The sequence below is a fragment of the Christiangramia gaetbulicola genome, from assembly GCF_003054225.1.
Classification (GTDB): domain Bacteria; phylum Bacteroidota; class Bacteroidia; order Flavobacteriales; family Flavobacteriaceae; genus Christiangramia; species Christiangramia gaetbulicola.
In genome coordinates, this window is record NZ_QBKQ01000001.1 from 1,379,975 (window position 1) to 1,406,542 (window position 26,568).

At 40.1% G+C, this 26,568-nt stretch carries 28 protein-coding genes; 18 read left to right on the forward strand and 10 right to left on the reverse strand.

What is annotated here, in order from left to right:
• Positions 1-297: 297 nt before the first annotated feature.
• The 9 genes from C8P64_RS06270 (at position 298) to C8P64_RS06310 (ending at position 7,267) form a co-directional block, all read left to right on the forward strand.
• Complete coding sequence (locus C8P64_RS06270) at positions 298-684, forward strand: VOC family protein (RefSeq protein ID WP_211307593.1); 387 nt, start codon at positions 298-300, stop codon at positions 682-684.
• A 16-nt stretch (positions 685-700) separates the two neighbouring features.
• Positions 701-1,066, forward strand: a complete 366-nt coding sequence (locus C8P64_RS06275) for a VOC family protein (RefSeq protein WP_108171159.1) — start codon at positions 701-703, stop codon at positions 1,064-1,066.
• A 318-nt stretch (positions 1,067-1,384) separates the two neighbouring features.
• Entirely contained in the window at positions 1,385-1,645 is a 261-nt protein-coding gene (locus C8P64_RS06280) for a YkoF family thiamine/hydroxymethylpyrimidine-binding protein (RefSeq protein WP_108171160.1), read from the forward strand.
• Positions 1,629-2,261: a nicotinamide riboside transporter PnuC gene (gene pnuC, locus C8P64_RS06285; RefSeq protein WP_108171161.1), complete on the forward strand. Its 633-nt coding sequence runs from the start codon at positions 1,629-1,631 to the stop codon at positions 2,259-2,261. The genes C8P64_RS06280 and pnuC overlap by 17 nt, the downstream gene beginning before the upstream one ends.
• Positions 2,222-2,794 carry an AAA family ATPase gene (locus C8P64_RS06290; RefSeq protein ID WP_108171162.1) on the forward strand — a complete coding sequence of 191 codons (573 nt, stop codon included), beginning with the start codon at positions 2,222-2,224 and terminating at the stop codon, positions 2,792-2,794. The genes pnuC and C8P64_RS06290 overlap by 40 nt, the downstream gene beginning before the upstream one ends.
• Positions 2,791-4,329 carry a DUF4301 family protein gene (locus C8P64_RS06295; protein WP_108171163.1) on the forward strand — a complete coding sequence of 513 codons (1,539 nt, stop codon included), beginning with the start codon at positions 2,791-2,793 and terminating at the stop codon, positions 4,327-4,329. Before C8P64_RS06290 ends, C8P64_RS06295 begins: the two co-directional genes overlap by 4 nt.
• Position 4,330: 1 nt before the next feature.
• Entirely contained in the window at positions 4,331-4,732 is a 402-nt protein-coding gene (gene arfB, locus C8P64_RS06300; RefSeq protein WP_108171164.1) for an alternative ribosome rescue aminoacyl-tRNA hydrolase ArfB, read from the forward strand.
• Positions 4,733-5,235: 503 nt separating this feature from the next.
• Positions 5,236-5,571 (forward strand): hypothetical protein, encoded by a 336-nt coding sequence (locus C8P64_RS06305; RefSeq protein WP_108171165.1) that lies wholly within the window; start codon positions 5,236-5,238, stop codon positions 5,569-5,571.
• Positions 5,572-5,914: 343 nt separating this feature from the next.
• Positions 5,915-7,267: a sigma-54-dependent transcriptional regulator gene (locus C8P64_RS06310; protein WP_108171166.1), complete on the forward strand. Its 1,353-nt coding sequence runs from the start codon at positions 5,915-5,917 to the stop codon at positions 7,265-7,267.
• On the opposite strand, the gene C8P64_RS06315 is transcribed toward C8P64_RS06310, so the two are convergent.
• Positions 7,257-9,698: a hybrid sensor histidine kinase/response regulator gene (locus tag C8P64_RS06315; RefSeq protein ID WP_108171167.1), complete on the reverse strand. Its 2,442-nt coding sequence runs from the start codon at positions 9,696-9,698 to the stop codon at positions 7,257-7,259. The genes C8P64_RS06310 and C8P64_RS06315 overlap by 11 nt on opposite strands.
• A gap of 283 nt (positions 9,699-9,981) precedes the next feature.
• Here C8P64_RS06315 and C8P64_RS06320 point away from each other — a divergent pair, with 283 nt between their 5' ends.
• Positions 9,982-12,363 (forward strand): TonB-dependent receptor, encoded by a 2,382-nt coding sequence (locus C8P64_RS06320; RefSeq protein WP_108171168.1) that lies wholly within the window; start codon positions 9,982-9,984, stop codon positions 12,361-12,363.
• 67 nt (positions 12,364-12,430) lie between these two features.
• On the opposite strand, the gene C8P64_RS06325 is transcribed toward C8P64_RS06320, so the two are convergent.
• The gene (locus tag C8P64_RS06325) at positions 12,431-12,859 is read right to left on the reverse strand and encodes a Rieske (2Fe-2S) protein (RefSeq protein ID WP_108171169.1); all 429 of its coding nucleotides are present in this window, start codon (positions 12,857-12,859) and stop codon (positions 12,431-12,433) included.
• Positions 12,860-13,112: 253 nt separating this feature from the next.
• Here C8P64_RS06325 and greA point away from each other — a divergent pair, with 253 nt between their 5' ends.
• The 3 genes from greA to C8P64_RS06340 all read left to right on the forward strand — a co-directional run bounded on the left by greA (position 13,113) and on the right by C8P64_RS06340 (position 14,492).
• Positions 13,113-13,589: a transcription elongation factor GreA gene (gene greA, locus C8P64_RS06330; protein WP_108171170.1), complete on the forward strand. Its 477-nt coding sequence runs from the start codon at positions 13,113-13,115 to the stop codon at positions 13,587-13,589.
• A 97-nt stretch (positions 13,590-13,686) separates the two neighbouring features.
• Positions 13,687-14,082, forward strand: coding sequence for an HIT family protein (locus C8P64_RS06335; RefSeq protein WP_108171171.1), 396 nt, complete (start codon positions 13,687-13,689; stop codon positions 14,080-14,082).
• A complete protein-coding gene (locus tag C8P64_RS06340) occupies positions 14,079-14,492 on the forward strand; it encodes an acyl-CoA thioesterase (RefSeq protein WP_108171172.1) in 414 nt (137 codons plus the stop codon). The genes C8P64_RS06335 and C8P64_RS06340 overlap by 4 nt, the downstream gene beginning before the upstream one ends.
• On the opposite strand, the gene C8P64_RS06345 is transcribed toward C8P64_RS06340, so the two are convergent.
• On the reverse strand, positions 14,489-15,637 hold the full coding sequence (locus C8P64_RS06345) for a sensor histidine kinase (protein ID WP_108171173.1): 1,149 nt from the start codon (positions 15,635-15,637) through the stop codon (positions 14,489-14,491). The two genes, C8P64_RS06340 and C8P64_RS06345, sit on opposite strands and share 4 nt — an antisense overlap.
• Before the next feature lie 114 nt (positions 15,638-15,751).
• Between C8P64_RS06345 and C8P64_RS06350 the strand changes: the two genes are divergently transcribed.
• The 3 genes from C8P64_RS06350 (at position 15,752) to aat (ending at position 17,752) form a co-directional block, all read left to right on the forward strand.
• The gene (locus C8P64_RS06350; protein ID WP_108171174.1) at positions 15,752-16,624 is read left to right on the forward strand and encodes a flavin reductase family protein; all 873 of its coding nucleotides are present in this window, start codon (positions 15,752-15,754) and stop codon (positions 16,622-16,624) included.
• An 8-nt stretch (positions 16,625-16,632) separates the two neighbouring features.
• Positions 16,633-17,007 (forward strand): DUF3127 domain-containing protein, encoded by a 375-nt coding sequence (locus C8P64_RS06355; RefSeq protein ID WP_108171175.1) that lies wholly within the window; start codon positions 16,633-16,635, stop codon positions 17,005-17,007.
• Positions 17,008-17,113: 106 nt separating this feature from the next.
• On the forward strand, positions 17,114-17,752 hold the full coding sequence (gene aat, locus C8P64_RS06360) for a leucyl/phenylalanyl-tRNA--protein transferase (protein WP_108171176.1): 639 nt from the start codon (positions 17,114-17,116) through the stop codon (positions 17,750-17,752).
• On the opposite strand, the gene C8P64_RS06365 is transcribed toward aat, so the two are convergent.
• The 7 genes from C8P64_RS06365 to C8P64_RS06395 all read right to left on the reverse strand — a co-directional run bounded on the left by C8P64_RS06365 (position 17,745) and on the right by C8P64_RS06395 (position 22,281).
• Positions 17,745-18,338 (reverse strand): DNA-3-methyladenine glycosylase I, encoded by a 594-nt coding sequence (locus C8P64_RS06365; RefSeq protein WP_108171177.1) that lies wholly within the window; start codon positions 18,336-18,338, stop codon positions 17,745-17,747. The two genes, aat and C8P64_RS06365, sit on opposite strands and share 8 nt — an antisense overlap.
• Positions 18,339-18,343: 5 nt before the next feature.
• Complete coding sequence (locus C8P64_RS06370; protein WP_108171178.1) at positions 18,344-19,072, reverse strand: hypothetical protein; 729 nt, start codon at positions 19,070-19,072, stop codon at positions 18,344-18,346.
• A 22-nt stretch (positions 19,073-19,094) separates the two neighbouring features.
• On the reverse strand, positions 19,095-19,811 hold the full coding sequence (gene truB / locus C8P64_RS06375; protein WP_108171179.1) for a tRNA pseudouridine(55) synthase TruB: 717 nt from the start codon (positions 19,809-19,811) through the stop codon (positions 19,095-19,097).
• Positions 19,801-20,595, reverse strand: a complete 795-nt coding sequence (locus C8P64_RS06380) for an undecaprenyl-diphosphate phosphatase (protein WP_108171180.1) — start codon at positions 20,593-20,595, stop codon at positions 19,801-19,803. Before C8P64_RS06380 ends, truB begins: the two co-directional genes overlap by 11 nt.
• 5 nt (positions 20,596-20,600) lie before the next feature.
• Positions 20,601-20,858: a DUF3098 domain-containing protein gene (locus tag C8P64_RS06385; RefSeq protein WP_108171181.1), complete on the reverse strand. Its 258-nt coding sequence runs from the start codon at positions 20,856-20,858 to the stop codon at positions 20,601-20,603.
• Positions 20,859-20,892: 34 nt separating this feature from the next.
• The gene (locus C8P64_RS06390) at positions 20,893-21,267 is read right to left on the reverse strand and encodes a GxxExxY protein (protein ID WP_108171182.1); all 375 of its coding nucleotides are present in this window, start codon (positions 21,265-21,267) and stop codon (positions 20,893-20,895) included.
• Positions 21,268-21,402: 135 nt separating this feature from the next.
• Positions 21,403-22,281, reverse strand: coding sequence for a cell division protein FtsX (locus C8P64_RS06395; protein ID WP_108171183.1), 879 nt, complete (start codon positions 22,279-22,281; stop codon positions 21,403-21,405).
• 384 nt (positions 22,282-22,665) lie between these two features.
• Between C8P64_RS06395 and C8P64_RS06405 the strand changes: the two genes are divergently transcribed.
• Positions 22,666-23,598: a ketopantoate reductase family protein gene (locus C8P64_RS06405; protein ID WP_108171185.1), complete on the forward strand. Its 933-nt coding sequence runs from the start codon at positions 22,666-22,668 to the stop codon at positions 23,596-23,598.
• A 145-nt stretch (positions 23,599-23,743) separates the two neighbouring features.
• Positions 23,744-26,557 (forward strand): leucine--tRNA ligase, encoded by a 2,814-nt coding sequence (gene leuS / locus C8P64_RS06410; RefSeq protein ID WP_108171186.1) that lies wholly within the window; start codon positions 23,744-23,746, stop codon positions 26,555-26,557.
• Positions 26,558-26,568: the final 11 nt, after the last annotated feature.

Consider the following 26,568-nt stretch of genomic DNA (forward strand, 5'->3'; position numbering starts at 1 on the left):
ATTCCGTCACCCTGAATTTATTTCAGGGTCTCTACAGATGCTGAAACTCCCGATGCTTCGGGACAGCATGACGTGGTTTTAAAAAATGTCATCCTGAGCGCAGTCGAAGGATGGGTTCCTTATTGTCTTTCCGAGTGAAGCGAAGGAATCTCAACCTTGATACTACTTCACTTTGTTTGCAGTGACATATACAAAAAATGCTGCTTTACTAATGACGAAAAATCAGCAGAAACTCTCCTATCAATTCTGGGAATAATAATCTTAAATTAGGAAAGTCTAACACCTAATCGATAAGTTATGAAAATTGAAAATCCGGTGGTCTGGTTCGAGATCTACGTAGATGACATGGAGCGGGCTACATCCTTTTATGAAAAAGTGTTCAAAACAGAGTTATCTGAAATTGGCGATCCCACTAATGAAGGTTTAAAAATGATGGCCTTCCCTGGAAATATGGATTCCCAGGGGAAAGCGGGAGGAGCCCTGGCGAAAGCAGAGGGTATGCCTGCAGGGGGGAATAGTACGGTAGTTTATTTCCACAGCGAAGATTGCAATATAGAGGAAGCCCGGGTTAAAGATGCCGGCGGCGAGGTTCTAAGGTCAAAAATGTCTATTGGGGAGTTCGGTTTTGTATCTATTATAAAGGATACCGAAGGTAATATGATCGGAATTCATTCTATGAAATAATTAATCTGAAAAGTAAATGGAATATAAAGTCAGGTCTGTCCGGCCTTTTATTGGGGCGAAGATTTTTGAATTATCACGACAGTTTTATCTCGACCTTGGATTTGAAGAAATCCCTACTTCCTTTAAAATGTCCTATTTTCATTTAGGGGATTTCGGCTTTTATTTACAGGATGCATATGTAAAAGACTGGATTGATAATTCCATGATTTTTATGGAAGTTGAGGATCTTGAAAGGCATTTAGAAATAATCAGGGACAGGAACCTGCACGAGAAATATCCTGATATACGCCTATCAAAAATAAATTATAACGATTGGGGTAATGAGTTTTTTCTTTACGATCCTTCAGGGATTCTCTGGCATATTGGAGAGTTCGAAAAATAATCCTGAGTGGCCAGTTTTGAGCGCACTTCGACAGGCTCAGTGCAACAAAATTCCGTCACCCTGAACTTATTTCAGGGTCTCTACAGATGCTGAAACTCCCGATGCTTCGGGACAGCATGACGTGAATTTTAGAAATATCATCCTGAGCGCAGTCGAAGGATGCTTCCCTTGTGTCATTCTGAGCAACGCGAAGGAATCTCCACCTGGAGACTACCTGAATTTCTGCACAGTGACTTTATTATCAATTTCCAATTATACATTATCAATTATCAGAAATCCATTTAGTTTTGGCTAACTTTGGCTGGAAAACAGAACTCTATGAACATTTCAGTAGAATTAACCCTGACGCCAATCCAGGATGATTACGAACCTGCGATCATCAACTTCATTAAGAAAATGAGAGAATCTGGCCTTACGGTAAAGGAAAATCCGTTAAGCACCCAGGTTTATGGTGATTATGATGAGGTGATGGGATTGCTAAATAAAGAGATCAGAAATACATTTGAAGCCATAGAGCGCGGACTCATGTATGTTAAGATCGTAAAATCTGACCGTAGCGAGTATGCAGCCGATTTTTGATTTTTTCTTTGATCAGTATTCCGGGTATCCAACACTATTTATAATTCTCGAGATCATTGCCGTGATCTTCGGTTTCCTTTCGGTCTGGTATTCCAAGCAGAATAATATTCTGGTATACCCAACCGGTATTGTGAGCACCATGATCTTCGTTTACCTTCTATGGCAATGGCAATTGCTTGGCGATATGATGATCAATGCCTATTATTTCTCTATGAGTATTTATGGCTGGTATATCTGGACCAGGAAAGTGGATTCTGAACATTATACCCCCATCACGAGCACTACCAGGAAGGAGCAATTTCAGTCGGTTTTTATTTTTCTGGGTACATTGCTCTTTGTCTTCGCGGTCTATGAGTACTTTGATAAATGGAATAACTGGACGGCTTATGTTGATACCGTGACCACAGCTATTTTCTTTGTGGGAATGTGGCTTATGGCGAAGCGAAAGATCGAGAACTGGATCTACTGGATCATTGGTGATATAATTTCTGTACCGCTCTATTTTTACAAAGGCCTTACCTTTACCAGTCTGCAATACCTGGTATTTACCATAATTGCAATTTACGGTTATAAAGCATGGAAGAAAAACTTGCGCAACGACCTGCGTCCTGCATAAAAATTGTCCTTTTCGGGCCTGAATCTACGGGTAAAACTACCTTGTCTGAAGACCTGGCAGAATATTTCAATGTCCCAATGGTAAAGGAATATATGCGGGAATATCTTCAGGAAGTATGGAATGCTGAAAAACGTATCTGTGAACCTCGCGATATTATTCCCATTGCTGAAGGCCAGATAAAAACCGAAAACAAGCTGGCGCAACAAGCTGAAGATCTGCTTATTTGTGATACAGACCTGCTGGAACTTAAAGTGTATTCTGAAGCATATTATGAGGGTTACTGCGACCCGCGACTTCTTAAACATGCGTTAAAGAATCACTACCATCTCTACTTTTTAACGTATATTGATGTTCCCTGGACTCCAGACGATCTAAGGGATAAACCTCACGATCGTGAGGGAATGTTTCAAAGATTTCAAAATGCTCTTGAGCAACATCAAAAACCTTATTTCATTTTGAAAGGAGATCGGGAAAGGCGATTAGAGATCGCTGTGAAAAAAATCAATGAATTATTAAAAATTAGAAAAACGTGAATTTCAGCGAGAAGGACATACTTCAGATAGAGGAAAAAGGATTAACGACGCAGGAAGTAGAAGAACAGATAGATATTTTTAAACGTGGAAATATCAAAGTAAACATTACCGAGGCTGCTACCGTGGGAAATGGAATAAGCAAGGTAGAATCTACAGAAAAGCATGAGCTTATAGAATTTTACGATTCAGAAAAAGAAAAGCATAGCATTTTAAAATTTGTTCCTGCCTCTGGTGCTGCTACCAGGATGTTCAAGGCATTGCATAATTTTGCTGATGAATTCGATCCCGAAAATGATAATTTAAGAGGATACCTGGATAAAAAAGAAGATACCGATCTGCAAAGGTATTTCAATCACTACGATAAGCTTCCCTTTTATGAGCAGGCACTTAAAAAGGCCAAAAAAAGCCATCCAGATTATGAGGAGTTATCCCATGACCATCAGCATAAGATCTTGGTGAAAACCATTCTGGAATCTGATGGATTATACCTGAGCAATCTGCCCAAGGGGCTGGTTCCGTTTCATAAATATGGATCGCATACCGCTACAGCTTTTGAAGAGCATCTTTTTGAAGCTTCAAAATATATCGCCGTTAACGGAGTGGCAAAACTTCATTTTACTGTTGCTGAAGGGGATAAAGAAAAATTCCAGGGAGAATGGAAAGAAATTCAGCAAAGAGTAGAGGAGAAGACCGGAGTTAAATTCGAAATCGAGTATTCATATCAGGATCCAAAGACCGATACCATTGCGGTAGACAATGATTTTGAGCCTTTCAGAACCAAAGACGGAGATCTTTTCTTTAGACCCGGTGGTCATGGTGCCCTTATCGAGAATATGAACCAGCTGGAAGAAGAGGTGGTCTTTGTTAAGAATATAGACAATGTGGTTACTGAAGACAACGTCCAGAACGTGGTGGATTTCAAAAAAATGCTTGGAGGTAAGCTTTTTAAAGTTCAGCAAAAAGTACATGGATATCTTGAGACCTTAGATAAAGGCAATGTGCCTTCAGAAAAACTGGATGAGATCCAGGAATATTTAAGGGAGGAACTTTTTATAAAAGATTCATCCAATCATGATTTGTTCATAGAGTATCTAAAAGAAAAATTACATCGCCCGATCAGGGTTTGTGGAATGGTGAAAAATGAAGGTGAACCTGGTGGAGGTCCATTCCTGGTAAAAGATAAAAACGGGGAGATCTCGCTGCAGATCATTGAAGGTGCGCAAATAGATAATGATAATCCCGAGCAGGCTAAAACCGCCAAGGAGTCGACCCATTTTAACCCGGTTGATATTGTATGCGGTTTAAGGGATCATAAAGGCGAATCTTATGATCTTAATGAATTTGTAGATGAAGAAATGAGCTTTATCGCAGATAAGACCAAGGACGGTAAGCCATTAAAGGCACTCGAACGTCCAGGATTATGGAACGGTGGTATGGCCAGGTGGAATACTATTTTCGTTGAGGTGCCTGTGGAAACCTTTAATCCCGTTAAAACTGTCTCAGACCTGTTGAAGGAATCGCACCAGCCTAGATAGTATGGATAAGGATCTTATTCTTACTGAACTGGACTACAAGGCGGTTAGAAGTTCCGGTCCCGGTGGGCAGCACGCCAATAAAACCGCAACCAAAGTAGAGCTTGCTTTCGATATTTCTAATTCTGAAGCTTTATCAGATTATGAAAAGAGACGTATTTCCAGAAAGCTTTCGGGCAGGATCAATAAGGACGGTGTCTTGAAAATGTCTAGTGAAGATTCCAGAAGTCAGCATACGAATAAAGAGATCGTAACTCAAAATTTTCTTTTTGAGTTAAGAGAAGCTTTGAAAAAGCAGAAGCCTAGAAAGAAGACCAAACCAACGAAAGCTTCAAAGCTTAAAAGGCTAAAAGCGAAAAAGAAAAAGTCTGAAATTAAGGCCAATAGGAAAGATCCTTTAAAGTGAAAAACTGGGGAATTTTTACTCAATTGTGATGTCGTGTCTACAACTTTTCTGTGGAAATAAATGGGGCATATAAATGTTCATTTTTCATTAAAGCCTTGTTTTACAGTATAAACAGGTAATTTAATGCTTGATATTTCTTGTGGTACGATTTTTACAATGTAATAAGTAGGTTAGTATTGGGAATGGAATAAATTATCAACTAACTAATTTATTCTGTTTTATAATTTAGATTTTCGGATTGAAAAGGCTCCACTCGGAGCCTTTTCTATTTTACAGTTTTTCGGGCATTAGAAAAGTAAGTTGATAAATAGGCTAAAATTCCCCGTAAGTGTTGAATTTTATGCAGGTTTCTACATAATATTATGTGAAATAAAAATAAGTTTGCTAATCAATCCCTTGTTCTGTAAGGCTTTGCGTTAAATCGTTGAAGATGGCACAATTATTCTATTACATAATGCATAATAAAATGATCACAACCAATTAGATCACAAAAACCACAAATTATGAAAAAGATTGCATTAAGTATTATGACCGTTGGAGCGTTGTTTTTTGGGACACAAAGTACATATGCTCAGGAAGAGGAAATGGAAGAAGTTGAAGCTATAGAAATGGAAGTGCAGGAGGAGACTTTTGCAAGTGTAGATGTAGCAGAATTGCCTCAGGCAGTTAAAGATGCTGTAGCTTTAGACTACGCAGGAGCAGAAACTTCTGAAGCATGGGTGAAAACTAAAGATGAAACAAAAATCTATAAGTTGAAACTTGATGTTAATGGTGAAACCAAAAAGGTCTATGTAGACCAGGATGGAAAATGGCTGGAAAAAGAAGATAAGGACAGCTAAACAAAAATTGCCGGTCAAGGAGAAACCAACTCTGCGGCAACAGATCAATGAAATAGCTAAGTAGAAAGTATTCTACCCCGGCAGACTTGCAAAAAAGTGACTTTTTTTCGGATCTAAATCCGATTAAAACAACCAGAAAACTAACACTATTGGTCACTTTTTTGCTTGTTTATCGAAGTGTAATCGGAAAATCTGTTAAATGGGAATTAGTTAAAGGCAATTATATACATACAGAATTGCCAGGAAAGAGAGGTTGTAGAGCAACCTCTCTTTTTTTATGGTTTCTTTTAAAAACTAATGATTTAAAGATTGTTACCTTTGTTAATCTTATTAAAATTAATCTATGTCTAAAGTTTTGGTCGTTGAGGATGATGTGGCATTTGGAACCATGTTAAAAACCTTTCTGGAAAAAAGGGATTACAAGGTTGCCTTGGTTTATTCAGCAGCTGAAGCCTTCAAGAAAATATCATCAGATAAATATGACCTGGTGCTTACCGATGTAAGACTGCCAGATAATGATGGCCTCGAGATCCTTAAGAATGTTAAGAGTGAAAATCCATTAACCCAGGTGATCGTTATGACCAGCTATGCCGAAATAAGTATGGCTGTAAACGCGATGAAAGAAGGAGCTTTCGATTATGTTTCAAAACCCTTCAGACCTGAGTCGATATTACAGACCATAGAAAACGCGCTTCATACCAATGAAGTTGCTCCGGTAGCTGAAAAGCCTAAACCGGCTAAAAAAAGCGAAGGACCACTAACAGAAAATAAAGATCTTGTGCGAGGGGTAAGTGAACCTTCCAGAAGATTAAGCGATTATGTTGAGCTGGTAGCACCTACCAATATGTCGGTACTTATTACCGGGGAAAGTGGTACCGGAAAAGAACAGATCGCGAAAAGCATACATCTGCAAAGCAAAAGACATGCGGCGCCATTTATCGCTGTAGATTGCGGTGCTATACCTAAAGAAATAGCTTCTAGTGAATTCTTTGGACACCTAAAAGGATCATTTACCGGTGCCATCAACGATAAGACCGGACATTTCGCGGCCGCAAACGGAGGAACCCTTTTTCTTGATGAAATTGGAAACCTCACTTACGAACTTCAGGTACAATTATTAAGAGCCCTACAGGAGCGAAGGATCAAACCTGTGGGTAGTAACAATGAAATAGAAGTTGATATCCGAGTGGTTACTGCAACCAATGAAGATCTTTCTGAAGCTGTTAAAGAAGGAGAGTTCAGGGAAGATCTGTATCACAGGCTGAACGAATTCTCTATAAAAGTACCGGCTCTAAGAGAAAGAAAAGAAGATCTTATGCTTTTTGCTAACCAGTTCCTGGATGAGGCCAATGCAGATCTTGAAAAAAACATCGTTGGCTTTACAGATGAGGCCATCCATGCCTTCAAGAACTATAACTGGCCTGGTAACCTCCGGGAGCTTAAGAATATGGTTAAAAGGGCAGTATTGCTTACCAAGGATGATCTAATTCCGCTTAAAGTGCTTCCACACGAGATCGCTACTTCCAGCCGTACCAACGAAAATGATTACGGTCTGTTTAAAAATAAGAATGAGGAGCAATTGATTCTTGATGCTTTAGAAAAGACAGGCGGGAATAAGAGTAAGGCGGCCAGGATGCTGTCTATAGATCGTAAAACCCTTTATAATAAGCTGAAACAATACGGCATCAAACTGTAATTTTTGTATCCAGGCTGGCCATTAATTCCTTGAACTTTCTCTCGAAATTATCAAATTCTGCTTTGCTAACGTCATCCCAGGATTCAAGTTTAATGAGTATCACGATCACCTCGTTGGCTTTCATCTGTCTTAGCATGGGTAACATGCGGTGAGCAAGTTTTCCCATCTTATCAACGTTCTTTTCCTGATAGGCTTTCTTTAGCTCTTGCATACTTTGCTGCGCACCTTCCAGGAAGGCCTGGATGATCGTTTGCATGGCATCTTCATCTCTACCTGAAAATTCATAAATGTCGGTAAGATCATAATTGTCTGATCTTAGTCTCTCTTCATCTATAGCTTCATTGACCTCTTCTTCTTTATAGTTCAAATGAAGCAGCTCCGCAATATTCTCTTTTAACTCAGAAGGCTTATAAGGCTTTAGTAGTTTATTGTTGAAACCAACTTCAGTATAAACCTCTTTTTCTATATCGGTTCTACCGGAAAGCGCGATCACTGGCAGGTCTTTATATTTTTCGTTAGAGCGGATGGTCGTGATGAGGTCAAAACCATCAAGAATAGGCATTTGAATATCGGTCAATATAATGTCATAATCACCGGAATATAGCTTTTCAAGCCCTAGCTTTCCGTTTTCGGCGGTGTCTATCTCAAATCCCATAGACTGGGCCAGCTCTACGGTTAAGGATAGCTGTCCCGGCTCATCATCAATGACCAGGGCTTTCATTCCCGTGGCATCTATATTAGCTATTTCTGCATCTTCCAGTTCCTTTTTAGATCTTTCTGGCTCCTCCCTGGTTTCTGAAAGTTTTATGACCGGGATCATGATGGTGAATTCACTTCCTTTGCCCTGATCACTTTCCAGTTTTATTTCTCCTTCAAGAAGTTGGGTAAGTCTTTTGGTAATGGCCAGTCCAAGACCGGAGCCTCCAAATCTTTTCTCTATGCTGCTATTTTCCTGCGAAAATTCTTCAAAGATGTTTTCCTGCATTTCCTTGGAGATCCCGATTCCTGAATCCTTTACCCTGATCTCCAGGATATGATTTTCCCCGGAAACTTTCTTCAGTTCAGCAGCGATAACGATTTTACCTTTTTCAGTAAACTTCCAGGCATTGGAAATAAGGTTAGCCAGGATCTGTTTTATCCTGAAAGGATCACTTTGTATCTGCACATTCGTGCCTTCAGAAACTTCGATAATGATCTCTACTTCCTTTTTCTTTTCCGCCGGAATGACATTATTCACGGTGTCATGAATAAGTTTCTTCGGGTTGAAGGAGAGATTCTCTATTAGCATTTTTCCCGCTTCCAGTTTCGAAAGGTCTAGCAGGTCGTTCACCAGTCTTAGAATGAATTCCGAAGATTTTTTTATCTGGGTGAGATAATGCTTTTGTTTTTCGCTGAGGTCTGTTTTCTGAATAAGATCTGTATACCCCATAACCGTAGTTAATGGACTCCGCAGGTCATGGGTGATAGCTGCCATAAATTGTTCGCGACTGGCCAGGAGGGATTCGGCAAAATCTTTCGCTTCTTCCAGTTCCACCCGGTATCGCTGGCTGCGGGTAATATCACCAATAATATTGATGATGAAATACAGAATGGTTAGAAGGATAATGCAACTTCCAATAATGATGATATTGGAGGTTTTATTAAGCATGTTCTGGAAAGTTTCCGCCCTTTGTACCGTATTCTCCCGTTCTTTTTGTTCCAGGCCGGCCAGCAATCTTTGAAGTTGCTGGTTTAAGATCATGTCATTGTTCAGAAGTTCATTTTCTTTCTGGTTCACCTCGTTCCTGAACTGCCGGTTCGCCATTTCCAGTTCATACAAAACCTTTTTCACCGAGCTTACCAGGGAATCCAGTCTTTGGTTCGTTAATTCCTGGGCATTATCTTCCTTGGCATATTCCAGTAATCTGATTAATACCCTACGCTGATGAGGTTCAAGATTGGCAAATCGTCTTTCGTAATCATCATCGGCAAAAGATTCATCAACTTTTTTTAGTTCAGCTAAAACCCTGGAATAGTAGTTTGTATTACGGTCTGAATCTCTTAAAACAACCAGCTCCTTTAAGTTCTGCGTCTTCTGATCCAATAATTTGGAGATGGAATCCACCTCATTTTCAAGGTCTATTTCCTCATAGGTCTCTTCCAGTTCCCTTAATTTGAATTCGATGCTATCTAATTGAGCATTATAAAGATCCAGGTCTTCCTTATCTCCTGTCTGGATAAGGCGTCGACTGGTATTCTCAGATTCGTTAAGGTCTGTAGTGATCTCACTTACCAGGATTAGCTGTCGGTTGTTTTCTGTATTGGATTGAGCGATCTCAGAATAGGAGATGACCTGGTTATAAACATACCAAACTGCGAGAGCGGCCAGAATTGCCACGATGACATATCCGGTAACTACTTTTACAGTGATGGAACGTTTAGCGCTAAACATTACTGAGGTTTTATCTAAAATTAAGCCAATTCTCTTAAATCTCCTCAAAAGTATTGTATTTCTAAAAAAGCGTATTACTTTTGCGCCACAATCTCAAAGGGGTGCCATTTAAATTTGGCTGAGATCATACCCAACGAACCTGGGCAGGTAATGCTGCCAAGGGAATTGTGCGAAAGCACAGTGTATGTACTCCTGTTATTGCCAAAAGGCAGTTTCAGGATTTTTTATTTTTAAACCAAATCAAAAAGAATAATCGCCCCTTTTATTCGTAAAATCATTACGAATGAAAAATGTATTATTTTTTGCTGGTCTGCTTTTCTTCACCTTGCAGATGCATGCTCAAAAATTCACTGTTTCAGGAACCATTACAGAAAATGGAGACCCGCTGGAGGAAGCCACGGTCTACGTGAAAAGTACCGGTAAAGGTACTGTGGCCGATGAAAATGGTTATTACAGTCTTACTCTTGAAGAAGGGAATTACACCCTTGTTTTTGCTTTCGGAAATCAGAAATCTAAGAAGCTTTTTTTAGATGCAGATACCCAATTGAATGTTGATCTGGCAGGGGCTGAAGAAACTCTGGATGAGGTTTTCCTGTCATCGGTAAGAGTCACTGATAAGTCGCCAATCACTTACAGCAACTTAAGTAATGAGGAGATCGAAGATCGTAATCTTGGTCAGGATATTCCCGTTCTTATGAACTATATGCCGAATGTGGTGACCACCACAGATGCTGGAAATGGAATTGGTTATACCGGAATTCGGGTTCGTGGGAGTGACGCGACCAGGGTGAATGTAACCATTAACGGAATTCCTTATAACGACTCCGAGAGTCAGGGAACTTTCTGGGTAAATCTGGGGGATTTTGCCTCATCTGTGGAAAATTTGCAACTACAACGCGGAGTAGGGACTTCTACGAACGGGGCAGGAGCTTTTGGTGCCAGTCTAAATATTCTTACAGATTCCTATAAAGAGAATGCTCAGGCTGAAGTTTCAAACAGTATAGGTTCTTTTAATACTTTTAAGCACACGGTGAAATTCAGTACCGGACTCATCAATGATCATTTCTCTTTTGGCGGAAGAGCTTCAAAGATCCGCAGCGACGGGTATATAGACCGGGCTTCTACAGATCTTAAATCCTATTTTATGCAGGGAGCTTATGTAGACGAGAATACGCTTATAAAAGCCATAACATTTGGAGGAAGCGAAAGGACTTACCAGGCGTGGTATGGGATAGATAAGGAAACTCTGGAAAATGATCGCACCTTTAATCCGGCTGGTATTTATACCGATGAAGATGGAAATACCAGGTTCTATGAGGATCAAACCGATAATTATTCTCAGGATCACTACCAGTTATTGTGGAACCAGGATTATAACAGCAACTGGTCTTCTAATATCGCCTTGCATTATACCTATGGTAGAGGTTTTTATGAGGAATATGAAGAAGATGCAGAGCTTTCAGAATTTGGCTTGACTTCTTTTATCGCAGATGGGGTAGAGGTAACCACTTCAGACCTTGTAGGTACCAAATGGCTGGATAACCATTTCTACGGAACGGTTTTCAGTTTTAATTATGAGAATGCTAACTGGGATATCACTCTTGGTGGTGGCTGGAATAAATATGAAGGAGATCATTTTGGGGAGGTTATTTATACCAGGTTTGCCAGAAATAATGATCCTTACGAACCTTATTATTTCAACCAGGCAGATAAGACCGATTTTAATATCTATGGCAAAGCAAATTTCAAAATTACCGAAAAACTTGCTGGGTATGCAGATCTTCAGTTAAGAACAGTGAATTATGAAACCGATGGTTTACTGGACGATCAAACCAGGTTCCTGAATGATGATAATTTCATCTTTTTTAATCCGAAGGCAGGATTAACCTATCAATTAGCACCTTCAGACCAGTTCTATCTTTCTTATGCCCGGGCACACAGAGAACCTAGCAGAAATGATTATGAAAACGGTGATCCTGAGCCAGAAGAATTGAACGATTTTGAACTCGGTTGGAGGCATGCTTCCAGTAAATTTCAGATGAATGCTAATCTCTATTTTATGGATTATCAGAATCAGCTGGTTTTAACCGGCGGTATAGACGATGTGGGGGCATTTGTTCGCCAGAATAGCGGAAATAGCTATAGGTTAGGTCTTGAGTTAGATGCAACAGTTAGACTTCTGGAAACGCTAAGTATTCAATCCAATCTTTCGGTTAGCCGAAATAAAAATGTGGATTTCGTTTCAACTTTTAATGGGGAACTTATAGAGTATGGAGATACCAATATTTCTTTCTCTCCGGAAGTGGTTGCTGGCGGATTCATAAACTACGAGCCGGTTGATGGGCTTGAATTGAAATTGCTTTCAAAATATGTGGGTGAGCAGTTCATGAGCAATGTAGAAGCTGAAAATTCCAGGCTGGACAGCTATTTCGTGAGTGATCTGAATGTGCAGTACAGCTGGGAAAAGCCATGGTTTTTTAGAGAGATCGTTATAACCGGATTGGTGAATAATATCTTCAATGAGAAATATGTCTCTAATGGCTATTATTATACTTATAACATACCAAACGAAGACCTGCCATCTGGGGAACAAACCTTTGATGGTGCTGGATATTACCCACAAGCCACTACTAACTTTTTGCTGGGACTTACGCTTAAGTTCTAACAGGATATTGTGATTTTAGCCGCCTCCTTTCCTTATTATTGGGGTAATGCTGGGGAAGGGGGCTTTTTTAATTAAAGACCTCGAGAACGTTGCCAGATCGCTGCACGCGGTATGGCTTCATGGTATACTGTCCTTCTCCTTCTGCCAGTTCACCGGTTATCACGTTATATTTGTTGTCATCGCAACCACAGCTGGCAATAACACCATTAACGGTCATGCCAGAACAATTACTTGGTGGATGGTTGGGATCGCTAAGTTCAAAGGCCACATATTGTGAGTTGTTGATATTGTAGATGACCACTCCTCTAACCCCATGGTTATAGGTCGCATAAGAATTACCCGGGAACTGCAGATCGTTGTATTCCGGAAAACTTAAGTTAAGCTGAAACCGGAAATTTACATCGGGTAAATTGGGATTATTTCTGTAATTATCATCAGAACTCGAGCAAGCCAGGACAAGCAGGAATATTGGGAGAAAGAAGAGTATTTTTTTCATAAATATTTGAGTTGCAACGAAAATAATATAATTGTATCGAAAGATTAAATTTCTTACATTTGTTTAAAGAAATCCCGCTAAAAATGGGATTTTTTCTATTAATGATACAATAGTTTGAACCCGGAACGCTAAAACCTTTTAGATCCGGGCAATTCCACATCCAGGGATTTGTTTTATTACTAAAATCATTATAAGGTATGTTTTCCGGTTTCAGGAGTAAATCCCTGTCCGCGATTAATTAAACGATAAAGTTATGAGCAAAGTATCTTATTATACCCCAGAAGGTTTAAAAAAGCTTAGGGATGAGCTTAATCAACTCAAAGACGTAGAAAGACCAAAAGCTTCACAGGCAATTGCAGAGGCTAGAGATAAAGGAGATCTAAGTGAGAACGCTGAATATGATGCAGCGAAGGAAGCTCAGGGGCTGTTGGAAATGAAGATCTCAAAATTAGAAGAAGTAGTGGCTAACGCCAGAGTAATAGATGAGTCTCAGCTGGATACTTCTAAAGTGCTTGTGCATTCTCATGTAAAGATCAAGAATAAAACCAACGGGGCCGAAATGAATTATAAGCTGGTGGCCCAAAGTGAAGCCGATCTTAAATCGGGGAAGATATCTGTAGATTCACCAATTGGTAAAGGCCTGCTGGGTAAGAAGGTTGGAGATACGGCAGAAATTGAAGTTCCTAACGGAACCGTTAAATTTGAAGTTATCGAGATCTGGAGAGAATAATCCTTTCTATTTCAGTTAAAATTTAATCCTTTTCTTTCATCTGTAATTTCGGATTTGAGTAAAGGATTCTTTATTTTTATTAAAAACCAACTTAATCATGTCAACACTATTTACCAAGATCATAAAAGGCGAAGTGCCGGCCTATAAAGTAGCTGAAAACAGCCAGTTTCTGGCGTTTTTGGATATCAGGCCAAATGCGAAAGGTCACGTTCTGTGCATCCCGAAGAAAGAGATCGATAAGATCTGGGACCTGGAAGAGGAAATGTATCAGGAGTTGATGCGATTTACCAGAAGGGTTTCTATTGCGCTGGAAAAAACAGTTCCTTGTAAAAGGGTAGGAATGGCTGTTGTAGGCCTGGAAGTGCCGCATACTCACGTTCACCTTATTCCTTTGAATAATATGAAGGATATGGACTTTTCAAATAATGTAGAAATGAGCGATCAGGAGTTCAAGGATCTTGCCGCTGCGATAGAAGCCAACGTTGAATTGTGACAGATTTTTCAGATTACAAGTTAAGTCTTGAATTGCGAATAGACTGGGGCGACCTGGACATGTATGAGCATGTGAACAACGTCTCCTATATGAAATATTTGCAAAGCGGAAGGGTGAATTTCTGGGAAGCTTCCGGAATCCATGAATATTATCGCAATTCCAGCCAGGGGACGATGCTGGTCTCTACGAAATGCGATTTCAGGAAATCACTTCATTACCCTGGGAAAGCGATCATTAAAACCAAACTTGATTTTATAGGAAATAAGAGTTTCGGGTTGAAACATGTGATCCTGAATGAAAAAGGAGAATTGTGTGCTGAAGGCACAGATGTGGTGGTTTGTTTCGATTTTCAAAAGAAGGAAACTATCCCGGTTCCCGACTGGATGCGAGAAAAGATCTCTGAATTTTAAACCTTCTTCAGGCTTATCTGGAAAGTGGTTCCTTTGTTAATTTCACTTTGCGCGACCTTGATCTTTCCGCGGTGATATTCTTCAATGATCCTTTTAGCTAAAGATAGTCCGAGACCCCAACCTCGCTTTTTAGTGGTTTGCCCCGGTTCAAAAATAACCCTGAATCTATTCTTATCTATTCCCTTTCCCGTATCGGTAATGTAGATATGTGCCTGTCTAAGATCCTGCTTGATCTCAATTAGCAATTCTCCCTTACCACGCATGGCATCTATCGCATTTTTCACCAGGTTTTCTATGGTCCAGCTGTACAGCTGTTCGTTCAGCATCACATTGATAGGCTGTCGTGGCGCCCTGATACTGAATTCGATAAGATTAGAGCTTCGGGCTTTTAAGTAATCATAACTTTCCTTGGTAGCAGCCACAATATCGGTCTGCTGTAAATTCGGGGAAGATCCTATTTTAGAAAAGCGTTCTGTGATCGTTCTTAATCGATCAATATCCTTCTCCATCTCTTCTACATAAGAAGGATTTACATCTTCGGTCTTTAATATTTCAGCCCAGCCAATAAGGGAGCTCAGCGGAGTCCCAATTTGGTGGGCTGTTTCCTTGGCCATCCCCGCCCATAATTTATTCTGCTCGCTGCTTTTTGTCGTAGTATAGAAGAAGTATACCACGCCGATGAAAAGGAAGCCTATCAGGGTGAGGCCTATGGGATAATACTTGAGTTTATTCAGTGCTGGAGAGTTCCCATAGTATAAATACTGTATCTGGTTATCGCCTAGGTCTACAGCTATAGGCTCATTTTCTTCTTTCAGGTCGTCAAGATAATCTTTGATACGCTCAGGATCTTCCTGTATGGTAGGATCAAGATTAGTGGTGTATACGATCGCACCATTTTCATCTGTATGAATTATGGGGATGGTTGTGTTATTATTTAAGATCTCTAGAATAAGGGAAAGATCGGCATCTTCAGGGGCATTGCTTAGCTCTTCCTGAGCCTGGGCCCAGATATTCATTTTCGCCCGTTCGTCCTCTTTTAGTCGCTGGAAGAAAATACTCGTATTCCAGAGCACCAGCACGATGACCACCAGGCAGGAAATAATGATAAACCAGCGATTAAAGCTGCGTTCGTCGGGTAAATTCATGTATGTTTCCGGCTTTTAATCAAAAATAAATATAAGCGTTTTAAAACTATTTATATTGTAATGCATTGCTTTTCATTCCCTGTTCGATTCTTTATCTTTGGCAAAAATTAATCTATGTTCAGTTTAGAACCCAAGGATGTAAGTGTCGGGAAATTACACCAGTATCTGCTTGGTGCGGTGGGTCCAAGGCCTATTGCTTTCGCGAGTACTATAGATGCAGAAGGAAATCCCAATCTTTCACCTTTTAGTTTTTTCAATGTTTTTGGCGCAAATCCGCCAGTTTTGATCTTTTCTCCAGCAAGGAGAGGAAGGGATAATACCACGAAACATACTTTTGAAAATGCTAAAAAGGTGGATGAGGTAGTGATCAACATTGTGAATTATGATATAGTTCAGCAAATGTCACTTTCCAGCACCGAGTATGCTGAAGGGGTTAACGAATTTGAAAAGGCAGGGCTAACAATGCTTAAATCTGATTTAGTAAAGCCTTTTCGTGTAGCTGAATCTCCGGTTCAATTTGAATGTAAGATCCAGGATATTATTGAAACCGGGACCGAAGGTGGTGCAGGAAACCTGGTGATCTGCCACGTGGTGAAAATGCATATCAAGGAAGATATTCTTGATGAGAACGGATACATAGATCAATATAAAATAGACCAGGTCGCTCGTATGGGTGGTAATTGGTATACCCGTGCGAGAACAGGAATGTTCGAAGTTCCTAAGCCACTTTCCACTTTAGGAATTGGTGTGGATGCTATGCCTGAAGAAGTTAGGGCCAGCAAGGTGCTTACGGGAAATGATCTTGGAATATTGGGTAATGTGGAGTCACTGCCAGAGAATGGTGAGATAGAAGCATTTCTTAATGAGAATACAGAAGATGCCGGACTTGTAAAAAGCGGTGATACAGAAAAAATTCATAAACAGGCGAAGGTGTATCTTGAAAATGGAAAGCCAGAAGATGCCTGGAAAATATTACTAGCAAAATAAAGGAAACAATGGAAGTACAGGGAAAAATTAAGCTTATTGGCGAAACTAAGACATTCGGTAGCAACGGATTTCAGAAGAGAGAAATGGTTGTTACTACAGAGGAGCAGTATCCTCAACATATTATGATCGAATTTGTGCAGGATAAATGCAGCTTACTGGACGCTTTCCAGGTAGGACAGCCGGTAAAGGTTGGAATCAACCTTAGAGGTCGCGAATGGGTAAGCCCACAGGGTGAAACAAAATATTTCAACTCTATCCAGGGATGGAGGATCGAGAATCTTGCTGCGCAACAGCCTTCAGGTGGTTCTAATGTACCGCCACCAGACCAGTTCGAGCCGGCAAATGATTTGAATGAAGAAGATTATGACGATCTTCCTTTCTAAGGATAATTGTTGAACTGAGCTTGTCGAAGTTCGAAATTAAAAAACTAAAGTCCGGTTAGAAATTTCACCGGACTTTTTTATTTTCAGACTTTAAACCATAACCGATTTGTATTTCATTCAGCCATACGAGAAGCTTCCTCCTGTATCCTATGCCGATGCAGATGGCTTGCTTGCGGTTGGCCGGGATCTAAGCCCAGAGCGTCTTAAAGAGGCTTATTATAATGGCATATTTCCATGGTATAACGAAGGGCAACCAGTGCTATGGTGGTCCCCAGATCCCAGGATGGTACTGTTCCCTGAAAATTTGAAGATCGCTAAAAGCATGAGGCCATTTCTCAATCAGGATAAGTTCCAGGTAACTTTTAACCAGGAATTTGAAAAGGTGATAGAGAACTGTGGAAATGTGCTTAGGAAAGGCCAGGATGGGACGTGGATCACTCAGGAGATAAAAGAGAATTATCTTCAGCTACACCATGAGGGAATTGCGATTTCTACTGAGGTCTGGGATAAAAAGGAATTGGTTGGAGGTTTATATGGGATCTATTTAAGGGATAAAAAAATGTTCTGTGGAGAAAGTATGTTCGCGAAGGCCAGCAATGCTTCCAAATTTGGTTTAATAAAACTGGTACAAAAGCTAGAACAAGAGGGTGTAAAATTGATCGATTGCCAGAGCTATACCAGTCACCTTGAAAGTCTGGGAGCTGAAGAGATTCCGAGATCTGAATTTCTGGAATATCTTAAATAGAAACTTTACCTCCAAGTTTCTTTACCTCCTCATATCTAAAACAATCTACCTGATGATCGTTCACCATTCCGGTTGCTTGCATATGAGCATATATCACGGTAGAGCCCACGAATTTGAAACCTCTTTTCTTAAGATCTTTGCTTAGTTTATCACTAATATCTGTGGTTGCAGGTGCTTTCTTGTGATCCTCGATTTGATTCTGAATAGGCTCACCATCCACAAATTGCCAGATATACTTACTGAAACTGCCAAATTCGTCCTGGATCTTCATGAATTCCCGGGCGTTAGTAACCGTCGCTCTAATTTTCATTTGATTCCTGATAATACCAGCATTCTGCATTAATTCGGTGATCTTGGCGTCTTTGTATTGTGCGATCTTCCGGTAGTCGAAATTATCAAATGCCGCTCTGAAATTATTCCTTTTTCTAAGCACGGTGATCCAGCTGAGTCCTGCCTGGAATGTTTCAAGCGTAAGAAATTCGAAAAGCGTTTCATCATCCAGTACAGGAACTCCCCACTCATGGTCATGATAGGCCTCGTATAAAGGGTCGCCTTCGCACCATCCGCAACGTTTGATTTCAGCCATAATTCTTAAGATCTAAAATAATAAGTGATCGTTCCCGGTTGTGAATTTCTGCCTGCAAGCTTACTAAATCTGGCACCCGCAGAATATTCCAGGGCACGATCTGTTAAACACTCATTGGTTGAGGTTGAGCTGGCTTTATTTACTGAAGAATCTATCACATAACCGTTCGCATCCACACTGATATTGATCACAATTTTACCCGCAGTATCACAGGTGTAGACCGGATTCGGAATTTTAACCGCGCGCCTTCCTTTTAGAGAAAAGGAAATAGAACTGTAATCGTAAACGGCAGATTTTTGAGATGCTTCCTCAGCCGAATCATTACCATCTGACCGATTTTTTTTGTCTTCAGAATTCTTCTTATTTACAGTATAGTTGCCTTCAGACCCATCTGTATCTTCATTTTCGGCCTCTTCCTGGTCAGCACTATTCTTTTCAAATATCTTGTCTAGTTGACTTTTAAAATCTGCCTCGCGAGTTTCTTTGTCCTGATTGTAGGCCTGGTGAGTTTGTACGTCTCTGGGATTTCTCTTTGGAGTTTCCTCCTGCTTCTCAGGTTCGGTCTCTTTCTTTTCTTCTACTTTGAATTGTTCAAGGTCTACGAGCATTTCAGCTGTTTCCTTGTTTGCGTTGGCAAGATTGAAATTATACAATGCCAGCATAAGGACAGCAAATAAAAGCGTAGTAATGATAAGCGCTTTATGCTTATCGAAAAATTCCTCGAAAAACTCCATATTTAATTAAACGTCAGTAGACTTACTTATTCTCCTGTGAAGGTAGTAAATTTTCAAAATACTCGAGGTCCATGGCTTTTTCTACAGAATATTCTCCAATTCCGGTACGTCTTAATTCAGAAAGATGCGCGCCACTATTCAATGCCTGCCCGTATTCATGCGCAAGACTTCTAATGTAGGTTCCTTTGCTGCAAACTACTCTGAAATGAACTTTTGGAAATTCTTCCGTATCGATCTCGAATTCAGAAATTTCAACCTTCCTTGACTTTACTTCAACTTCCTTGCCTTCTCTGGCATATTCGTAAAGTCTTTTTCCGTCTTTCTTTAAAGCTGAGAAAACTGGCGGGGTCTGGTCAATTTCGCCAAGAAATTTTTTTGTGGTCTCATGAAGCAATTCTTCTGTAATATGATCTGTGGGGAATTTTTCGTCAATTTCGGTCTCCAGGTCAAAAGATGGAGTAGTGCTGCCTATAGTAAAAGTGCCTGTATATTCCTTGATCTGTCCCTGAAGCTCAGGAATGGTTTTAGTGAATTTTCCGGTGCAAATGATCAGAAGTCCTGTAGCAAGCGGATCTAAAGTTCCCGCATGACCAACCTTGATCTTTTTGATCTTGCAGCTTTTTCTTATTAGCCACCGCACTTTGTTGACTAACTGGAAAGAGGTCCAGTTCAGCGGTTTATCAAAGAGAAGTACCTGGCCTGTTTTGAATTCTTCTGGAGTAAATTCGTTATTGCGCATATGCAAAAGTAATAGCGGCAAGTCCCACCACAAAACAATAGACAGCAAACCATGAAAGTTTACTTTTCTTTACCAGGGCGATCATCCAGGTGCAGGCAACCAAACCTGCAATAAATGCCGCGACAAAGCCTACTGCCAGGATCGAAAAATCTGCAGTGCTTTCCATTAGTTCTCCGCTTAAGAGATCTTTGGCGATCTTTCCGAAGATCAAAGGCACGACCATTAAGAAAGAGAATCTCGCAGCTTTGGTCTTATCATTTCCTAATAGAACTGAAGTTGAAATGGTAGCTCCACTTCGAGAAATTCCGGGAAGCATGGCTATCGCCTGAGAAATCCCGATAACGAATGCGTTGCTGTAACTAACCTTTTTTCCGGTATTCTTGGCTTTATCAGCAAGCCAGAGTAGTAAGGCGGTAATTAGAAGCATGAACCCGACGAAAAGAATATTTCCGCCAAATAATGCTTCGAGTTGTTCTTCAAAAAGCAATCCTACAATGACTGCGGGGATCATTGAAACTATGATCTTTAAAGAGAACTGAGTCTCTTCATTCCATTTAAAGCTTAACAAGCCGCCAATGATCTCAAAAACATCTTTTCTGAAAACTACCAGCGTACTCAAAGCTGTGGCAAAATGAAGTACTACGGTAAATAGCAGAGACTCTTCAGGAACACTGGTATCTCCTAAAATAGCTTTTCCTAATTCTAAATGTCCACTTGAAGAAACTGGTAAAAATTCGGTAAGTCCTTGGATGATACCAAGGATCACGGCGTCTAATACGTCCAAACTTATTATTTTTTATGGGGATTCAACAATATGGCATATACCTCTATCGCAAAGCCAATCAGCACCAAAGCCGGTGCAAGTCGAATTCTTTGAAAGTTATAGATAGCGTCATTAAATTCATTTGGATCTTCGCTACCACCGCCAGACATCAAAATAAAGCCCAGAACGATCACGCCAATCCCAATAAACATGAAGGTGTAGTTCTTCTTCCCGAAAACAAACCCAGTGTTGAAGCTTCCTTTTATTTTATTCTTTTCATTCATCTTTAAATCTTTTTGCCACGAATGCACTAATGAATTACAAAACTATTCTTTGATGCATTAATTTATCCGGTTCAAAATTAGCCAATATTGCCAATTTATTTCCCGAAACCTTAAGATAATTAATACATTGAGCAATATGGCGATCATTAAGAGCTGCAACAGATTTTATTTCCAAAATTATTTTATCGTAGATCACGAAATCTGCCACATATTGGTGAGGCAGAACCACCTCTTTATAGTTTACCTGATATCTTTTTTCCCTTTCGAAAGGAATGTTTCTGGCTTTCAATTCATATTCTATAGCATCTGAATAAACTGCCTCTAGAAAACCTCCCCCTAATTCATTATGAACATCAAATAAAACACCTATTAACTCATAACTTTCCTGTTTATAGGTGAGATTTGCCATGTTTGAAGTTCTTTCTTTATTTCATTTCTCTAACGAATGCCCTTATACTTTTCAGCTGTTGATACAGAACTTTTTACCTTCTTTGATCCGAGCGAGATAAAAAATTATCCGTGCATTAGTGGCTGAAAACAACTACTAATAGTATAACTCGTCTGTTTTTAAATTTAGAAAACGCGAGGTCGCAAAATACGTACTAATCCATGTAATTACAATTCCCATCAGGAAAATTCCGGAGAATAGAATGACCAGCATTTTAATATCACCTAAAAGATTGAGTTCAGTAAAACTATTGTTCAGGTAATAAAGTACTGCAGCCATCCCAATGAGTGCCAGGATAGCACCTATCAGTCCTAGTTTTACACTTTGCCAGATAAAAGGTCTTCTAATAAAGCCTTTGGTGGCGCCCACCATCTGCATCGTCTTAATAATGAATCTTTTGGAGTATACTGCCAGTCTTATGCTGCTATTGATAAGTAATACCGCGATAAACGTAAAAACAGAGCTCGCAATCAATACCCAGAAACTTATTTTTTTAACGTTGTCGTTCAGCAAGGCGATAAGAGGTTTGTCATAAACGACCTCGTCTACAAAATTCTTGGAAGTAAGATCATCAGCAATTTTGTCTACTTGCTCCGAGGAAACAAAATCTGCGTTCATATAAACGTCTATAGAATTCTGAAGTGGGTTATATCCCAGGAATTCCATAAAATCTTCACCAATTTCTTCACTATGCGCCTCTGCGGCTTCCTCTTTGGAAACAAAAGTGGTTGACTTGGTATAATCTGCCATAGCCAGGCTTTTCTTCAACTGCTCGATCTCAACCTCTTTGGCGTTATCCTTAAGATAAACCGTAAGGGCGATCTGCTCTTTAAAATGATCGGCTACCTTTTTAGTATTTAAAACCAGAAGGCCAAGCATTCCTAAAAGGAATAATACCAGGGAAATACTGATAACTACTGAAAAATAGGAAGATATGAGTCGGCGTTTCTGATACCTTTCAAAAGATGTGGTCATAGAGTGACTTCAGATTTTTTGTAAAAATAAGAAAGTTAAGTTTTCCTAATCTTTAAAACGTTTAAACTTTTGAAAATATTGGGACTATCCTAATTAAGTTGCCTAACTATTGGTTTGGTACGTCATGCTGAACTTGTTTCAGTATCTTCAGATACCCGGAAGTAAATTCAAGGTGACGTCGAAGATTGGTTGGTCATGCTGAGCCTGTCGAAGCATGGTTTCTGGATAACACATTTCGACTGCGCTCAATGTGATATTCCCTTTGTCATTCCGAGCGTAGTCGAGGAATCTCTTTAGGTCAGATTTCTCAGTCGTTTCACTTCTTCGAAATGACACCACTGCGGAATCTCTCATATCTTTCCTAAATTTGAGAAAATTCAATTTATGGAAATTTTGGTTTATGGAATTGGCGGCGTTGGAGGCTATTTTGGTGGAAAACTAGCTAATGCAGGATTCAATGTAAGTATGATCGCAAGAGGTGAACACCTTAAAGCTATACAGAAAAACGGACTAGAGGTGGAAAGTATCAAGGGTAATTTTAAAGTAAAACCAAAGATAGCTACTTCAGATGTTTCTGAAGTTCCAAAACCAGACCTTATTATTCTTGGAATTAAATCCTGGCAGATCCCATTGGTTGCTGCAGAATTAAAACCCATAATTGGTGAAAATACCATAGTTCTTCCATTGCAGAACGGAGCCGATAACTATGAGAAACTAATTGAATTTCTTCCGAAGAAAAATGTGCTTGCCGGGCTTTGCTTTATTGTAAGTTTTTTAGAAGAACCGGGAAAAATAAAACATGCTTCTTATGAGCCGAAGATCGTTTTTGGAGAGGCAGATAATTCACGATCAGAAAGGGTTTTAAAAATTCATGATATCCTTGATGAGGCGGGAATAGAAAATAATATCCCTGAAAACATCCAGTTAGAGATCTGGAAAAAGTTCCTGTTTATCTGTACCGTCAGCGGCATTGGCGGACTCACGAGAGTTCCAATAGACAAGATCAGAGATAGCAATTATCTTAAGGAAATGATGAGAAATTCCGCCAGGGAGATCATTGAAGTTGGAAAGGTTAAAGGAGTTCCTTTAACCGAAAAGCATCTGGAAATGGTCTTTGAGATAATCAATTCGCAACCTGAGGGGACTACCGCTTCTACCCAGCGGGATATCATGAATGGCAAACCTTCAGAACTGGAAAATTTTAATGGCTTTATCGTTAAACAGGGAGAAAGGCTAGGGGTTAAAACTCCCGTGAACAGGTATATCTATGAATGCCTGAAACCTATGGAAGAAGAAGCGAGAAAAAGCCGGGAATAGAACTTTCAATCATTCCGCATAAGTCCTTTAAAATTGTATTTTTGCGTTTCAGAAAATACCGTCAAGCTGAACTTGTTTCAGCTTCTCATTTTTTAGACCCTGAAACAAGTTCAGGGTGACGTAGATAAATAAGAAAGAGAAGAAGATGAGTTACCACTTTAATAAGATCGAAGAGAAATGGCAGAAATACTGGGCCGAAAACCAGACTTTTAAAGCCAGCAACGATTCTGATAAACCAAAATATTATGTGCTGGACATGTTTCCTTATCCTTCGGGAGCGGGACTGCATGTAGGGCATCCACTGGGCTATATTGCCAGTGATATCTATGCCCGCTTTAAAAGGCATAAAGGTTTTAACGTGTTGCATCCACAGGGATATGATAGTTTCGGGCTTCCGGCAGAGCAATATGCCATTCAAACCGGGCAGCATCCTGCGGTAACAACTGAAAATAATATTGCCCGTTACAGGGAACAATTAGATAAGATCGGTTTTTCTTTCGACTGGAGTCGTGAGGTGAGAACCAGCGAGCCAGATTATTATAAGTGGACACAGTGGATCTTTATACAGCTTTTTGAAAGCTGGTACGACCAAGAGGCTGAAAAATCCCGTCCAATTTCAGAACTTGAAGAGATCTTTTCTTCTGAAGGGAATACCAGGGTGAATGCTGCCTGCGATAATGATACTGAAGAATTTTCAGCGGCAGAATGGAATAAATATTCTGCAGATGAAAAGGAGCAGGTTCTTTTAAAATATAGGCTTACTTATTTAGCGGAAGCAGAAGTTAACTGGTGTCCGCAACTTGGAACCGTTCTGGCAAACGACGAGATCGTGAACGGAGTTTCTGAACGTGGAGGTTATCCCGTAATTAGAAAAAAAATGACCCAATGGAGCATGCGAATTTCAGCTTTTGCTGAAAGATTGCTTCAGGATCTTAATAAAATTGACTGGACCGAAAGCTTAAAGGAGAGTCAGCGTAACTGGATAGGGAAATCGGTTGGGGCGCATGTGGACTTTAAGATCAAGGATACTGGACATACAGTTGGGGTTTTCACCACGCGACCTGATACCATTTTTGGCGTAAGCTTTATGACGCTTGCACCAGAACATGACCTGGTAAAGGAGATCACTTCAGAAGCTCACCGTGAAGAAGTTGAGGCTTATATCGAAGCCAGTGCCAAGAGAAGTGAGCGCGAACGTATGGCAGATGTGAAAAGCATCACCGGTGTGTTTACCGGGGCATATGCCGAACATCCATTTACCGGGGAATCTATCCCGATCTGGATAGGAGATTATGTGCTTGCGGGTTACGGAACCGGCGCTGTTATGGCCGTACCATGTGGTGACCAGCGAGATCATGATTTCGCTAGGCATTTCGATCTTCCAATCCCTAATATTTTTGAAAATATAGATGTTTCCCAGGAAGCTTATGCGGGGAAAGAAGGTACGGTGATCGCGAATTCAGAATTCCTTAGCGGACTGGAATATAAAGAGGCATTAAATAAAGTAATTCTGGAACTGGAGAAAACTGGTCAGGGTTATGGAAAGACAAATTACAGGCTTAGAGATGCGGTTTTCAGCCGTCAGAGATATTGGGGAGAGCCTTTCCCAGTTTATTACGTGAACGGTTTACCGAAAATGATAGACCTTGAGCATCTTCCTTTAAGATTACCTGAAGTAGAAAAATATCTCCCAACCGAAACCGGTGAGCCGCCATTAGGAAATGCTACCGACTGGGCCTGGGATACAAAGAATAATAAAGTGGTTTCGAATTCTGAAATAGACGACGAAACTGTTTTTCCTTTAGAGCTTAATACCATGCCGGGATGGGCAGGAAGCAGCTGGTATCTTTTCAGGTATATGGATGCCGGGAACCCTGATCGCTTTGTTTCAGAAGAAGCCCAGAAATACTGGGAAAATGTAGATCTGTATATTGGAGGTAGCGAGCATGCTACCGGGCACTTATTATATTCAAGATTCTGGACTAAGTTTTTACATGACCGCGGTTGGTTGACAGTTGAAGAACCATTCAAAAAGCTGATCAACCAGGGAATGATCCTTGGAACCAGTGCTTTCGTTTATAGATTGGAGGGAGAGAATGTATTTGTTTCTAAAAATCAGATCAAAGGCAATAATGTTCAGCCTATTCATGCTGATGTTTCTTTAGTTAATGCTTCAGATGAGTTGGATATTGAAGGCTTTAAAAAATGGCGTCCGGAATTTGCTGATGCTAAATTCCTAACCGAAGATGGGAAATACATTGTAGGTAGAGAAGTGGAGAAAATGTCCAAGTCCAAGTACAATGTGGTGAACCCAGATGAGATCTGTAAAGATTACGGGGCAGATACTTTAAGAATGTATGAAATGTTCCTTGGGCCTCTGGATCAGGCGAAACCATGGAATACTGCCGGGATCACCGGAGTGCATAACTTTCTGAAGAAACTCTGGAAGCTTTACCATGACGGTGAGGAATTCTCTGTTTCAGATGAAAAACCTTCAGCAGATTCATTAAAGAGCTTGCATAAGACCATTAAGAAAGTAACCGAGGATATTGAAGAATTCAGCTTTAATACTTCTGTATCGACTTTTATGATCTGTGTGAACGAGCTTACCGCTCAAAAATGCAATAGCCGTGAGATTCTTGAGCCATTAGCGGTGCTTATCGCTCCTTATGCTCCTCATATCGCTGAAGAGCTTTGGGAAAAGCTGGGGAATTCAGATTCTGTTACTACCGCAAAATATCCTGAATTCGAAGAGAAGTATTTAGTAGAAAGCAAAAAGAACTATCCTGTTTCTTTTAATGGGAAAATGCGTTTTACGATGGAGCTTCCTTTGGATATGGGTAAAGATGAAATTGAGAAAAATGTTCTGGAAGATGAAAGAACAAAAAATCAATTAGACGGATCTACCCCTAAAAAAGTTATAGTTGTTCCGGGTAAAATTGTAAATATTGTAATTTAACCCCCTTAAAA